Annotated in this window: 4 protein-coding genes; all 4 read left to right on the plus strand. The window is 40.0% G+C overall.

Annotated elements, in window-relative coordinates; genetic code table 11:
* Positions 1-297 precede the first annotated feature (297 nt).
* The 4 genes from ACM03V_RS23210 to ACM03V_RS23225 all read left to right on the plus strand — a co-directional run bounded on the left by ACM03V_RS23210 (position 298) and on the right by ACM03V_RS23225 (position 16531).
* Positions 298-4329: a filamentous hemagglutinin N-terminal domain-containing protein gene (locus tag ACM03V_RS23210; RefSeq protein ID WP_414623166.1), complete on the plus strand. Its 4032-nt coding sequence runs from the start codon at positions 298-300 to the stop codon at positions 4327-4329.
* 163 nt (positions 4330-4492) lie between these two features.
* Positions 4493-8035 (plus strand): filamentous hemagglutinin N-terminal domain-containing protein, encoded by a 3543-nt coding sequence (locus tag ACM03V_RS23215; RefSeq protein WP_414623167.1) that lies wholly within the window; start codon positions 4493-4495, stop codon positions 8033-8035.
* A 236-nt stretch (positions 8036-8271) separates the two neighbouring features.
* A complete protein-coding gene (locus tag ACM03V_RS23220; RefSeq protein WP_414623168.1) occupies positions 8272-12219 on the plus strand; it encodes a filamentous hemagglutinin N-terminal domain-containing protein in 3948 nt (1315 codons plus the stop codon).
* A gap of 163 nt (positions 12220-12382) precedes the next feature.
* Positions 12383-16531 (plus strand): filamentous hemagglutinin N-terminal domain-containing protein, encoded by a 4149-nt coding sequence (locus tag ACM03V_RS23225; protein ID WP_414623169.1) that lies wholly within the window; start codon positions 12383-12385, stop codon positions 16529-16531.
* Positions 16532-16556: the final 25 nt, after the last annotated feature.

Genomic DNA, 16556 nt, shown 5'->3' on the forward strand with positions numbered 1-16556 from the left:
AGCCTGTCCCAAATAATACCTCTGCGGTCTTACCGCGTCGTCGCTGGAAAATGGGCGATCCGATTGTTGAACCAACTGGGGTGTATCGTTTAGCAAATGGACGACGTATTCTTAGTAGAGAGTGTGGGAAGTGAGTGTAATTGGTAACTGGTAATTGATAATTGGTAGTTGATAATTCGTAGGAGAGAGGGGAGAGGAAAAAAGAATTTTTATAGGTAACTGCATAAACACCTTGGGAGTCGGACTATTTAATATTTGTAATGGTTAGAAATTATTTTTTAAGCATGAGGGGTTGAAATGAAGAATATTGAGTGCAAGTGGAAATTATATAGTTTGATTTTATTGGGTTCTATTGGTGTGGGCATAACATCAATCAAACCGTGTTTTGCACAAACCAATATTGATATTGTCCCAGATAACACGTTAGGAACTGAAGCTTCACGAATTAACAATAATATAAATGTAAATGATATCCCCAGCACCCTGATAGAAGGTGGAGCAGAGCGCGGTCAAAATTTATTCCATAGTTTGCAGGAATTAAATGTCAGCGAAGGGAGAGGAGCTTATTTTATAGTTCCTAATGATGCGATTCAAAATGTTTTAACAAGGGTAACGGGAAATAATCTTTCTGAAATTTTAGGGACTTTAGGAATTCGTCAGCGAGATGGTAGTAATTTTGTTCGTAATCAAGCAAATCTGTTTTTAATTAATCCCAACGGAATTATTTTTGGAGAAAATGCCACTTTAGATGTAAATGGTTCGTTTGTGGGGACAACTGCTAATGCAATTAAATTTGGTGAGCAAGGATTTTTTAGTGCGACAAATCCCCAAGCACCACCTTTATTAACGGTGAATCCTGATGCGTTGTTGTTTAATCAAATTAATCAAAATGCAGTGATTCAAAATAACTCAGTTGCATCAACAGGAATAATAGAATCACAGGGTTTTGCCGTATTCGGTTTGCGGGTACCCGATGGTAAAAGTTTGCTGCTTAATGGTGGTAATGTCAGCATGAATCGCGGGCAATTAAACGCTTATGGTGGAAGAGTTGAGTTAGGAGGGTTAGCAGAACCTGGAACTGTAGCGCTAGATATAAATGGTGATGATTTTCAATTGGGATTTCCTGAGAATGTGACTCGTGCGGATGTATGGCTGACAAATCGAGCCAGGGTATATGTAGAAGCAAATGGTGGGGGTGATATTGCCGTTAATGCTCGAAATATAGAAATATTGTCAGGAAGTCGTCTTATTGGTGGAATTGGTGAAGGTTTGGGGACACCTGAAGCTGTTGCGGGGGATATTACTCTGGATGCGACTGGAGAAATCAATATTAGTAGTAGTTCCATTCTTAATAGTGTGCGATCGCAAGCAAAGGGACAAGGAGGCGATATTAATATAAATACGCGATCGCTTTCTGCTACTGAAGGCGCTCGATTAAATACTGGTATTCGCGGAGAAGGGGATGCGGGGAATGTGACGGTTAAAGCAAAAGATGACGTTTCCCTTGCAAATGCTAATATCTTTAGCACCGTGGAACGAGGAAGTGTGGGCAAAGGGGGAAATATTGAGATTAATACTGCAACTCTATCACTACGAGATGGCGCTCGATTGGATGCTGGTATTCGCGGAGAAGGAAATGGAGGTAAGGTAACTATTAATGCTGACGGTGGTACGGTTTCTTTGGATGGAGTGAATGGACTGCCTACAGCGATATTAACCAATGTAGAAGAAGGAGCTAAAGGTAATTCAGGTGGCGTTAGTATCATTGCAGATTCATTATTCGTAACAAATGGCGCTCTTGTTGAATCAAGAACTCGTGGTGAGGGGAAAGGAGGAAATTTAACCGTTAAGGCCCAAGATATCCAACTGATTGGTAGAGGTACAGTGTTTGGCAGTGGCTTGTTTTCTTCCGCAGAGCGAAACTCAACAAAAGATGCAGGAAATTTGATTATTAAAACTAACACATTGCTCGTGCAAGATGGGGCAGAAGTGAGTGCTAATACATTTGGTGAAGGCAACGGGGGGAATATTACCGTTGAGTCCGGTTCCTTGAACTTAGGTTCGGGTGCTTTCCTTTCTGCCTCAACTTTTGGAAAGGGGGATGCGGGGAATGTGACGGTAACAGCAAAAGATGACGTTTCCCTTACAGATGCTCGCATCTTCAGCACGGTAGAAGCACAGGGTGTGGGTAAAAGTGGCAATATTAATATTAATGCTGCAACTCTATCACTACGAAATGGCGCTCAACTACTAACTATTACTCGTGGTGCACCTGATACCCAAAGTGCAGATAAAGAAGGTGCAGGGAATGTGAATGTGAATGTTACAGGTGTTGTGGATATTGCTGGAGAGAAAAATGGATTTCGCAGTGCGATTTCCAGCGACGTGCTAACAGGTACAGAAGGCAATGTGGGAAATATTACTGTTAACTCCGGTTCCTTGAACTTAGGTTCGGGTGCTGAACTTAGTGCCTCAACCTTTGGAAAGGGGAATGCGGGGGATGTGACGGTAAATGCAATTGATGCCGTTTCCCTTACAGATGCTCGCATCTTCAGCACGGTGGGAACAGGAGCAGAAGGCGATGGGGGAAATATTACCGTTGAGTCCGGTTCCTTCAACTTAGCAGAACGTACTATACTTACTGCCTCAACTTTTGGAAAGGGGGATGCGGGGAATGTGACGGTTAAAGCAAAAGATGCTGTATCCCTTACAGATGCTAGTGAAATAATTAGTCAAACACTTGGCATAGGTAACGGCGGGGAAATCTACATCGAAGCTAAGGAACTGTCCTTGAATGAAAATGCAGCATTAATAACGGATGTGGCAGGAGGAGCAGAGGGACAAGGGGGAAGAGTAAATTTGCAAGTCACCGGAACCATATCCCTTAAAGGAGGAGCGCCTGCTGGTACTGGAGAATCAACAAGAATTACCACGGGTTCGCAGCCATTTGCACAAGGGCCAGGTGGGGAAGTTAAAATCAAAGCTGGTTCTTTAGTGCTTACAGATGGGGCGATCGTCAAAGCCAGTACGGCTTCACAGGAAGATGCTGGTAATATCATTGTCAAAGCTGATGTTGTAGATATTTCCCGAAGCGTTCCTAGTAGCGGTTTACCCAGTGGGTTATTCAGTACTACGAGCGCTGAAGGTAATGCTGGTTCAATTGAAATTGATGCTAAAAAACAATTTCAAATTAAAGATGGCGCGGCTTTGAGTACTCGCACTCAAGGAAGTGGAAATGGGGGTAGCATTACGGTGCAGACAAACACTTTTAATGCTACCGATGGTGGACAGCTTGTCACTACAGCATCTGATAGAGGGAAAGCAGGCGAGATTTCTATCAATGCAGATAACAAGATAACTATCTCTGGAAGCGAGTTGAATTACGAAAACCGTATTGACCGCATTAGAAATAATCCACAGAGGGATAATCCACTTATTGCTAACAGTATTACCGAAACTGGTGCTGATAGTGGGCTATACGCTGATACTACAGGCTCTAATACAGGTGGTGGTATTATGCTAAGCGCTACCAATCTCGATCTGAATAACGGTGGCAAAATATCCACTCAAAGTACGGGAACCGGCAAAGCAGGCAATATCAATATTGAGCTATCTAATGATTTCAATGCCGACAACGGACAAATCCTAACGCGATCGCAACAATCAAGCGGAGGCAACATTGAGATTACAGCAGGAAAAAATATCTTCCTCCGCAACAATAGCGACATTAGAACAACACTTTCTACAAGAGCAGGTAGTGGTGGTGATATCGAACTCAAGGCTAATGCCATAGTTGCTTTAGAAGACAGCGATATTCTCGCCTTTGCACCCGAAGGTAGTGGTGGTAATATCGCCTTTAATACCCGTGCTTTTTTAAGCAATCCCCTTTTTAGTCCCACACCACAAACCTCTAACAGAGCTACTTTGGATGCATTAGACGGAAATAATCGCGTAGACGTTGATGCTAGTGGTAGTATTTCTGCTGGAAACATCAGCGGTATACCGGATATCAGCTTTCTGCAAAACAGCCTCATAGAATTAGCCCAAAACACAATTGATAGCGAAGCCTTAATTGCTACTAGCTGCGTAGTCAGAAGTAAGGAAACAAACGGTACTTTCTATATTATTGGTAGTCAAGGTTTCCCCTATCGTCCCGGTGATGCAGTCCCTTCAAAATACTCTGCTATTGAAGTGCAGCCTGTCCCAAATAATACCTCTGCGGTCTTACCGCGTCGTCGCTGGAAAATGGGCGATCCGATTGTTGAACCAACTGGGGTGTATCGTTTAGCAAATGGACGACGTATTCTTAGTAGAGAGTGTGGGAAGTGAGTGTAATTGGTAACTGGTAATTGATAATTGGTAGTTGATAATTCGTAGGAGAGAGGGGAGAGGAAAAAAGAATTTTTATAGGTAACTGCATAAACACCTTGGGAGTCGGACTATTTAATATTTGTAATGGTTAGAAATTATTTTTTAAGCATGAGGGGTTGAAATGAAGAATATTGAGTGCAAGTGGAAATTATATAGTTTGATTTTATTGGGTTCTATTGGTGTGGGCATAACATCAATCAAACCGTGTTTTGCACAAACCAATATTGATATTGTCCCAGATAACACGTTAGGAACTGAAGCTTCACGAATTAACAATAATATAAATGTAAATGATATCCCCAGCACCCTGATAGAAGGTGGAGCAGAGCGCGGTCAAAATTTATTCCATAGTTTGCAGGAATTTAATGTCAATGAAGGGCGAGGAGCTTATTTTGTAGTTCCCAATGATGCGATTCAAAATATTTTAACAAGAGTAACCGGAAATAATCCTTCTTCTATTAATGGGATTTTGGGGACGATATTAAATAGAAATTTCGATCCAACCAATGCAAATCTGTTTTTAATTAATCCCAACGGAATCGTATTTGGTGAAAATGCAAAGTTGAATATTGGCGGCTCGTTTATTGGAAGTACTGCTGATAGTATTAAATTTGCAGATGATATCGAATTTAGCGCCACAAATCCAGAAAATACAGGTTTATTAACAGTAAGCGTTCCTTTGGGGTTGCAATATGGAAAAAATCCCGGAAGAATTGAGATTAATAGCAAGGCTGAACCTCCAAGAACATTTCCAGAAGTATTCGATCCACAATTCGGTTTGCGAGTACCAGATGCTAAGACATTAGCAATACTGGGTGGTGATGTTTTACTAGAAGGTGCAACGTTAAAAGCTGGTGGTGGAAGAATTGAATTAGGTAGCGTTACCGGAGATGGTAAGGTAAGCATTACACCGCAAGAAGAAGGTTTTGCTTTTGGTTTTGAGAAAGTAGAAAATTTTGGAGATATTCGACTATCTCAAGATTCAGCAGTTGATGCGACTGGGTATGGTGCGGGTGATGTACGGGTAACGGGTAAAAATCTCACTCTTACAAATAGTTCCGTAATAGTGTCAACTCAAATAGGTACAGAGAAAAGCGCGGGCATAGTAGTTAATACCACAGAGAAAGTTGAAATAGATGGAATAAATGACACTTTCGTTCCTAGCGGTTTATATGCCAATAACGTTAACAAAGAAGGAGCAGAAGAGACGGGGAATATAACAGTTAATACTCAACAGTTGATAGTTCGAGATAGAGCTACCGTTATTACTAATGCTTATGACGGTGCGGGAAAAGGTGGAGATATCAAGATTGAAGCTAACAATTTAAAAATTGAGGATGGGGGAAAGGTTACTGCTGCTACATTTACTACTGGGAATGGTGGAAATGTCAACGTTGATGCCCAAGATGTAAAAGTTATTAATACGAGGAATGATGGTAATTTGAGTGAATTGAGCGCTTTAGCAAAGGAAGGCTCAACAGGAAATGGTGGGAATGTAGATATCACCACTAATAACTTGCTCGTTGAAGGTGGAGCATTTATCTCTGCGAATACATTCGGTGAAGGCAATGGGGGAGATATGACAATTAATCCCATTTCTGAAAACGCCTCCTCTAAAGTGGAATTGCTTGGTTTTGGCGGTGGTTTATTTGTTGTGGCAGAAGATTCTTCAACAGGAGATGCAGGCTCTTTGACTATTAATAGTAATAAGTTACTTGTAGAAAATTCAGCTTTTGTGAGTATGAGTAATAACGGCCAAGGCAGTGCCGGAAATATGAACATTACCACTAATGACTTGTTATTAAAAAATAGCGCACGAGTAATTACAGGTAGAGAAAATCAGGACAAGATGATAGGAGGGTTAACTATTAAAACCGATCGCTTGCTCGTTGAAGGTGGTTCGAGCGTACAGGCTGGTACATCTGCTCAGAATGTAAGTTTGAATATTGAGGCCAAAGATATACAAGTAATTGGTACGGGCGGTAATAATGGCAACACTCCTAGTTCCCTAAGTACTTCAACAAGGAAAGAATCATCAGGGGATGGCGGAAATTTAGATATTAAGACTAATACTTTACTGATTAAAGATGGAGCATTTGTGTCTACTAGTACAGTTAGTGGAAGCAATGGAGGAGATTTAAAAATTGAAGCCGAAGATGTTCAAGTGATTGGTTTTGGCGGCATTGACAACAATAATCAACCATATCCCAGTGGTTTGTTTACAGCAGCAGAGAAAGATTCAACAGGGGATGCAGGTGATTTAACTATTACTACTAAACAAATGCTTGTTGAAGATGGAGCAATTCTTAATACTGGTACTAATAGTACGGGTGAGGGGGGAGATTTAACTATTAATGTTAGTACCTTGCAAATTAAAAACGGAGGAGAAGTAGGTGCTGGTACATCTAATCAAGGTGAGGGTGGGGATTTAACTATTAATGATGCACAACTTGTGCAGTTAATTGGTACGGGAAATAACGGCAATACTCCTAGTTCCTTGAGTGCTTCGGCAGGGCTAAATACAACAGGAAATGCGGGAGATGTGAATATTACTACTAAACGAATGCTTGTTGAAGATGGAGCATTTGTAGCTACAAGTACCGAAGGTAAGGGTAATGGCGGAAATTTAAGTATTATTGATGCCGAAGTTGTGGAAATAATTGGTACGGGTGGTAACAATCCTCAAAATGATAATCTGCCATATCTCAGTGGCTTGTTTACTTCAGCAGAGAAAAATTCGACAGCAGAAAAAGCAGGTGACTTGAGTATTATTAATGCTAAAAGAGTGCTTATTCAAGGTGGGGGGCTGATAGGTGCTGGTACATCTTCAACAGGTGATGGAGGACAATTAACTATTACTGCTGAAACCTTACAACTTAAGGATGGTAGCAGAATCAACGCTCTAAGTCAAGGAAGCGGCAAAGCAGGCAATATCAATATTGAGCTATCTAATGATTTCAACGCCGACGACGGACAAGTTATTACTCAATCGCAACAATCAAGCGGAGGCAACATTGAGATTACAACAGCAAAAAATATCTTCCTCCGCAACAACAGCGACATTAGAACAACACTTTCCACAACAGCAGGTAGTGGTGGTAATATTACTCTTGATGCTAATGCCATAGTTGCTTTAGAAGACAGTGATATTCTCGCCTTTGCTCCAGAAGGTAAAGGAGGAAATATCACTTTTGATACCCGTGCTTTTTTAAGCGATTCTCTTTTTAGTCCCACACCACAAACCTCTAACAGAGCTACTTTAGATGCATTAGACGGAAATAATCGCGTAGACGTTAATGCTAGTGGTAGTATTTCTGCCGGAAACATCAGCGGTATCCCGGATATCAGCTTTCTGCAAAACAGCCTCATAGAATTAGCACAAAACACAATTGATAGCGAAGCTCTAATTGCTACTAGCTGTGTAGTCAGAAGTAAGGAAAGAAACGGCACTTTCTATATTATTACTAAACAAGGTTTTCCCTATAGTCCCGGTGATGCAGTCCCTTCAAAATACTCTGCTGTTGAAGTGCAGTCTGTTCCAAATAATACCTCTGCAACGAAACCGCGTCGTCGCTGGAAAATGGGCGATCCGATTGTCGAACCAACTGGGGTGTATCGTTTGGCAAATGGACGACGTATTCTTAGTAGAGAGTGTGGGAAGTGAGAAAGAGGAAATTCTTAAGACAATTAGACATCTCCGGAAATGAAAAATACCCCTCTCCAAACCTCTCCCCCACAGGGAGAGAGGCTTAAAAAACCCCCATTCCCTCATAGGGAAGGGGGGTAGGGGGGCTCGCGGTTTGCGTGTAATTTGAAACCATAGAAATGTTTTCCGGAGATGTCTATTTTAGAAAAGAATGGTTAGAAAATAATTTTTAAAGCATAAATAAGGGGGATAAAATGAAGTGCAATGAAAGTAACAACGTTTTGATGAGGGTTGTTGAATATGGGTGTAATATCAAACAATCTCTATCTCAGATTAATATTCGTTGTGGTTGGTTTTTAGGAATTGCTTGCACTGGGATCGGTGCTTTTGGGATAAATCCTGCTAATGCTCAAATTACGCCGGATAACACTTTACCCAATAATTCCAGCGTTACAAAAGATGGAAACATCAATATTATTCAAGGTGGAACTACTGCTGATAATAATTTGTTTCACAGCTTTAAAGAGTTTGGAGTGATTAATGGTGATGAAGCATACTTTAATAATAGGGTTGACATAAGTAATATTATTACTCGCGTTACGGGTGGTTCTGAATCTAATATTAATGGGTTAATTCGCGCTAATGGTGAAGCGAATTTATTTTTAATTAATCCTGCGGGAATCGTATTTGGTGAAAATGCTTTGTTGAATATTGGTGGTTCCTTTGTTGGTAGTACTGCTGATAGTATTAAATTCGGTGATGATATCGAATTTAGTGCAATAAATCCACAAAATACAGCTTTATTAACAGTAAGCGTTCCTTTGGGGTTGCAGTATGGTAAAAACCAAACAAATACTATTAGTAATTCAGGTAATCTGAGTGTTAATAGTGGAAAAAATATTACTTTAATTGGCAACAGTTTTGAAAATACAGGGGAATTAAAAACGAATGGTGGACAAATATCTATAGCAGCTATTAGTAATGAAGGTTTTGCTAATTTAGGCAAATCTGGAGAATTGTTAAGTCTGGAAAATCAACAATTAGATATCATTGATGGGAATGCAAGTAATATTGGAACTGTTATCAATAGAGGTAGGATTGATGCAGCAAGTTTACAAGCAGGGGTAGGTGGAAAAGTAATTGTACTTGGAGAAAGACTTGGTTTATTAGAAAACTCATTACTTGATGTTTCTGGAAGTGTGGGTGGTGGTGAAGTAACAGTTGGAAATATCGATACAAGTGCAGTTTATATCGATCCAAAAGCATCTATAAATAGTAACGCTTTAACAACAGGAGATGGCGGTAAAATTACGGTTTCGGCTACAGAATCAACTCGCGCTTATGGAAGTTTCAGTGCTAGAGGTGGTTTGAATAATGGTAATGGTGGTACAGTTGCAACTTCTGGAACTAATTTTTTAGATATTGCAGACATAACGGTTGATACTAATGCAAATAATGGTTTAAACGGTAATTGGTTGCTCAATTCTGGAAATATTATTTTTGGTTCATCTTCGAGTTTTAATGGCACGTCAACCAATAATAATTTTGCAATTTTTCAACCCGCACAAAGCGACACCGTGTTAGATATTTCTACCATAGAAAAGCAATTGAGCGCGGGGAATAATATCACGATTGCAGCAAGTAAGACTGACACTCAAGCAGGAAATATCAAGACTGATCAATTTGTTGATATTAAAGCAGCAAATAATACTCCTGTAACATTAACCCTTCAAGCAGATAACGATATTAATTTGCCAGAATTTGGTATTGATACGAATAACCGTTTGGGTATGATATTACAAGCAGATATGAATGAAAACGGTAAAGGTAATATCAGTCTTGGTACAGGTGAAGAAGGCAGGTTTTTGGTTGACACAAAAGGAGGAAAATTTACTGCTTCAGCAAATGATATTTTATTTTCCGATGTAACAATTAATAGTAGTAACGCGGGTAAAACTGATTCGGAACCAATTAGGATTTCCACAGCAGGTTCTTTTGAAATGAACGCCAGTGGCATTATTAGAGAAACAAGTGGTGATGGCAATGGTGGTGAGATTAATATTAATGCTGACTCATTTTCTCTTCAAGGAGGAATCGAAAACAACACGATTGGTAATGGTAATGCTGGGGATATCAATATTGAAGTCAATTCTTTCTCGTTAAAAGGTGGGTTGATAAGTAGCGAAACTGAAGGTGCTGGTAACAATGGATTGGTAACAATTAAAGCCGACAATCTAGAGCTAGAAAGGGGACTAATTCAAAGTCTTACAACAAGCGATGGTGATGCGCGAGATATCATTATTGAAGCTAATTCAGTATCATTAAAAGGTGGTAGTTTATCTACAATTAATGAATCGAATGGTAAGGCTGGAAATATCTCAATAGATGCAGATAAGATATTTATTGAACAAGCTTCTGTATTAGTGGATAATGGTGGCATTACTGAAGAAAATGGTGGCGATATTAATATCAAAGCGGACTCACTTTCTCTTCAAGGAGGGGCAATAGATAACATAACCAATGGTAATGTTAATGCAGGAAAAATAAATATTGAAGTCAATTCTTTATCAGTAAAAAATGGGTTGATCAATAGTGAAACTCAAGGTGACGGCAAAAGCGGATTAGTAACAATTAAAACGGATACGCTAGATATAGACAGGGGAGGAATACGAAGCATTACAAAAGGCGATAATAATAAAAAAGATATCGACGACGTTAGAGGTATTAAAATTGATGCCACCAATTCAGTTACATTGAAAAATGGTGACTTTTCTACAAGAACTGAAGGGAATGATAATGCTGGCAATATTGATATAAATGCAACCAATGAAATATTATTGCTTGAAAAAGCTGCTTTTACTACCGACTCCAATGGGCAAGGTAATGCTGGTAAAATAATTCTAGATACTGGTTCGCTGATATTAGACAATCAAGGCATCATTGCTTCAAATGCTAATGCAAAAGAAAATGACTTTAGCTCTGTGGCTAATGCTGGAGAAATTGAGATTAATGTTGATTCTATTTTATTACAGAATGATAGTGCTATCACTAGCCAAACCTTTGTAGCAGGAATTGGTGGAGAAATCAAAATTCAAGCCGATAAAATGACTTTGAAAAACAATAGCAATATCACTAGTAGTGCTGAAGGAAATGAATCTACAGGTAATGCCGGAAAAATTATAGTTGATGTTGATTCTATATTAATTGAAACCGAACCTGGATTTGTCAGTGATAATCCTAATATCAAATTTAATCCTAATAATGATAATGCTAGTGGTTTAACCAGTATTACTAGAGGCAAGGGCAATGCTGGAGAAATAGAAGTTACGGCTTCGGAGATATTTTTAGCAAATAAAGGAAAAATTAGTACCACCACAGAAGATGAAGGAAATGCTGGCAAAATAACTTTGAATACATCCTTACTACAATTGGAAAACTCGGCAACTGAAGATGGTGCAGGTATACGTAGTGGTTCGAGTGGTTCCGGTGCTGCTGGTGAAATTACTGTCACTGCTGACAAAGTTTTATTAAATAATAGCGAAATTGAAGCTCTAAGTAACTCAGGGGATGGCGGTAATATTAACCTGAATGTAGATAGATTACTCGAACTGCGTCGCGGTAGCCAAATCACCACCAATGCAGGTACTGCTCAACAAGGCGGCAATGGTGGTAATATCAATATTGATTCAAAGTTTATCGTCGCTATACCTAAAGAAAATAGCGATATTACTGCTAATGCTTTCAGTGATAGTGGTGGTAGAGTTGAAATTAACTCACTCGGTGTCTTTGGTATCGAACCCCGCATCCAGCAAACTGATGAAAGCGATATTACAGCCAGTTCCGAACAAGGTGTTCAAGGTGTAACAAATATTAATGCACCTGATAATAATTCTATTCAAAACAGCCTCATAGAATTAGCCCAAAACACAATTGATAGCGAAGCCTTAATTGCTACTAGCTGTGTAGTCAGAAGTAAGGAAAGAAACGGTACTTTTTATATTATTGGTAGTCAAGGTTTTCCCTATAGTCCCGGTGATGCAGTTCCTTCAAAATACTCTGCGCTTGAAGTGCAGTCTGTTCCAAATAAGACCTCTGCATTACCGCGTCGTCGCTGGAAAATGGGCGATCCGATTGTTGAACCAACTGGGGTGTATCGTTTAGCAAATGGACGACGTATTCTTAGTAGAGAGTGTGGGAAGTGAGTGTAATTGGTAACTGGTAATTGATAATTGGTAGTTGATAATTCGTAGGAGAGAGGGGAGAGGAAAAAAGAATTTTTATAGGTAACTGCATAAACACCTTGGGAGTCGGACTATTTAATATTTGTAATGGTTAGAAATTATTTTTTAAGCATGAGGGGTTGAAATGAAGAATATTGAGTGCAAGTGGAAATTATATAGTTTGATTTTATTGGGTTCTATTGGTGTGGGCATAACATCAATCAAACCGTGTTTTGCACAAACCAATATTGATATTGTCCCAGATAACACGTTAGGAACTGAAGCTTCACGAATTAACAATAATATAAATGTAAATGATATCCCCAGCACCCTGATAGAAGGTGGAGCAGAGCGCGGTCAAAATTTATTCCATAGTTTGCAGGAATTTAATGTCAATGAAGGGCGAGGAGCTTATTTTGTAGTTCCCAATGATGCGATTCAAAATATTTTAACAAGAGTAACCGGAAATAATCCTTCTTCTATCAATGGGATTTTGGGGACGATATTAAATAGAAATTTCGATCCAACCAATGCAAATTTATTTTTAATTAATCCTAACGGAATTATTTTTGGTAGAAATGGCACTTTAGATGTAAATGGTTCCTTCGTGGGCACGACTGCTAATGCAATTTCCTTTGGTGAGCAAGGATTTTTTAGCGCGACGAATCCCCAAACATCATCTTTATTAACTGTAGATCCGAATGGGTTGTTGTTTAATCAAATTAATCAAAATGCAGCGATTCAAAATAACTCATTTGCACCAACAGGAATAAGAAACCCAGCAGATTCGAGAAACGTATTTGGTTTGCGCGTTCCCGATGGTAAAAGTTTGCTGCTCGTGGGTGGTAATGTCAGCATGAATTTGGGGGAATTAAACGCCTATGGTGGCAGAGTTGAGTTGGGAGGATTGGCAGAAGCTGGAACTGTAGCGCTAGATATAAATGGTGATAATTTTAAATTGGGATTTCCTGAGAATGTAACTCGTGGGGATGTTTCGCTGACAAATCGAGCCTTTGTATATGTAGAAGCGGATGGTGGGGGTGATATTGCAGTTAATGCTCGGAATATAGAAATTACGGGAGGAAGTTTACTTTCTGCTGGTATTAGTCAAGGTTTGGGGACACCTGATGCTGTTGCAGGAGATATTGCACTTAATGCAATAGAAAAGATAACTATTGCCAATCCTGGAAGTGAAGTTTATAACAATGTTAATACTGGCGCGATTGGTAATAGTGGAAATATTAATATCATAGGGAAATCTGTTGAAATTGATAACAATGCTGCAATCAAGGTTGATGGCGATCGCGCTGGTGATATTCGCATAGAAGGTAATGAAGTTAATCTCAGTGGAGCTTCAAGTATTGAATTAACTACTGGAAGTCAAGATAGTGGCGAGATTTCGATTCGCGCCGACAAATTAGAGATTGCAGGAAATTCACGTATACTCTCTAATACCATTAGTACGGGGAAAAGTGGAGATATCACAATTGATGTTGGTAGCTTTATAGCCCAAGAAAATTCTTTAGTTGCTGCTACTTCTTTTCTTGCATCGGGAAAAACAGGAAATATCAACTTAGAAGCAAAGGATTCTATAAATATATTTAATAGTAGTCAAGTATCTACATTCGCAATTGGTAGGGGAGATGGAACAACCACAGGAAGCGGAGGTAGTATTTCGATTGAAACTAAAGACTTGAATTTACAAAATGGAAATATACTCGTTAGTACTTTTTTAGGTCAAGGAAATGCTGGTGAGTTACAAATTAAAGCAACTAACTCTGTAAATTTGAGTGATGGTTTAATCACTACATCATCATTAGGTGCTGGTGGTAGTGGTTCTATCTTAATTGAGACAAAAGATTTGAATGTTGAAAACGGAGGAAGTATATTCACCAATGTTTTTGACCCTAGCAATGTAGATGTTGACACTATCGATTTCCAAGTTTCTTCACCTGAAGCAATAAATTTATTAAGTCAGCTTATTAGCACGATCAATCCAGAAAATGTAGGTAAAGCCAATTCCGGTAATTTGACAATCATTGCTGAGAATTCCGTAAAAATTACTGGACAATCAGCAAATGGTAATAATCGTAATTCTTTGTCTACAGCAACATTCGGTAAGGGGAATGGTGGTAATATTACCATAGATTCGGGTTCCCTCTTATTACAAGATGGCGCTCAACTTCGAGCCTCAACTTTTGGAACTGGGAATGCGGGAAATGTGACGGTAACAGCAAAAGATGCCGTTTCCCTTACAGATGCTAATATTTTCAGCACGGTGGGAACAGGAGCAGAAGGTAAAGGGGGAAATATTGAGATTAATGCAGGAACATTTAACTTAACAGAAGGTGCTTCACTTACTGCCTCAACTTTTGGAATTGGAGATGCAGGGAATGTGAGGGTAACAGCAAAAGATGCCGTTTCCCTTACAGTTGGCGACATCTTCAGCCGAGTAGGAACAGGTGCAGAAGGTAACGGGGGAAATATTACCATTGACTCGGGTTCATTTAACTTAGGAGAGGGCGCATCTCTTACTGCCTCAACATTTGGACAAGGGGATGCGGGGAATGTGACGGTTAATGCAATTGATGCCGTTTCCCTTGTAGGTGGTGATATTTTCAGTTCGGTGGAACGAGGAGGTGTGGGTAAAGGTGGCAATATTGAGATTAATGCCGGTTCCCTTTCACTACGAGATGGCGCTCAATTAGCAACTATTACTCGTGAAGCATCTGATACTCAAAATGCAGGTAAAGGGAATGCGGGAAATATTAATGTCAATGTTACGGGTGTTGTAGATATTGCTGGTAAAAGAGATACATTTCCCAGTGGGCTTCGCAGCTTAGTGGGAACAGGTGCAGAAGGTAACGGGGGAAATATTACCATTGACTCGGGTTCGTTTAACTTAGGAGAGGGCGCATCTCTTAGTGCCTCAACATTTGGACAAGGGAATGCGGGGAATGTGACGGTAACAGCAAAAGATGCCGTTTCCCTTACAGATGGCGACGTTTTCAGCACGGTGGGATCTGGGGGTGTGGGTAATGGGGGAAATATTAATATTAAAGCTAGTTCCCTTTCACTACGAGATGGCGCTCAATTACTAACTAGTACTCGTAGTGCATCTGATACCCAAGATGCAGGTAGAGGGAATGCGGGGAATGTGAATATCAATGTTACGGGTGATGTTGACATTGCTGGTGTAAAAAATGGACTTTCCAGTGCGATTTTCAGCCGAGTGGGAACGGGTACACAAGGCAAGGGTGGAAATATTACCGTTAGGGCAGCAACATTTAAATTGGCAGAGGGTGCAATACTCGACGCACGCACTGGAAATAACGATCGCGGTGGCGATATTACAGTAAACGCGAATTTGTTTGAAGCACTCAATGGCGGACAACTCACTGCAACAACCTCAAGCAATGGAGATGCAGGGAAAATAACCGTTAATGCTACTGATAAAGTAATTATTAATGGTAACGACCCAAATTTCAATGACCGAGTGACTAATTTTCCCAACCGTATCGGCAATATTGGCGCAAACAGTGGCTTTTTCGTCAATTCCACTGGTTCTGGAAATACAGGCAATATCGAAATCAACTCCCCCGAAATCACTTTAGATAACCTTGGTAAATTAAACGCCGAATCCACATCGGGAAACGGTGGTAACATCATCCTGAATAATGTAGATAAATTACTTTTGCTCCGTCGCGGGGCTGAAATTTCCACCAATGCAGGTACCGATCAACAAGGCGGTGATGGTGGTAACATCAATATTGACTCAAAATTTATCGTTGCCATTCCCAAAGAAAACAGCGATATCACTGCCAATGCTTTCAGCGGTAGTGGTGGTAGCGTTGATATTATCTCTCAAGGTGTCTTTGGTATCGAAGCTCGCGATCGGCAAACGAGTCAAAGCGATATTACAGCTAGTTCGGAACAAGGTGTTCAAGGTGTAACAACTATTAATGCACCTAATAATAGTAATATTCAAAACAGCCTCATAGAATTAGCCCAAAACACAATTGATAGCGAAGCCTTAATTGCTACTAGCTGCGTAGTCAGAAGTAAGGAAACAAACGGTACTTTCTATATTATTGGTAGTCAAGGTTTCCCCTATCGTCCCGGTGATGCAGTCCCTTCAAAATACTCTGCTATTGAAGTGCAGCCTGTCCCAAATAATACCTCTGCGGTCTTACCGCGTCGTCGCTGGAAAATGGGAGATCCGATTGTCGAACCAACTGGGGTGTATCGTTTGGCGAATGGGCGACGTATTCTTAGTAGAGAGTGTGGGAGGTGAATCGATTTTAGATTTTAACAACGGA

The sequence above is a fragment of the Calothrix sp. CCY 0018 genome (assembly GCF_963920925.1).
GTDB lineage: Bacteria > Cyanobacteriota > Cyanobacteriia > Cyanobacteriales > Nostocaceae > Rivularia.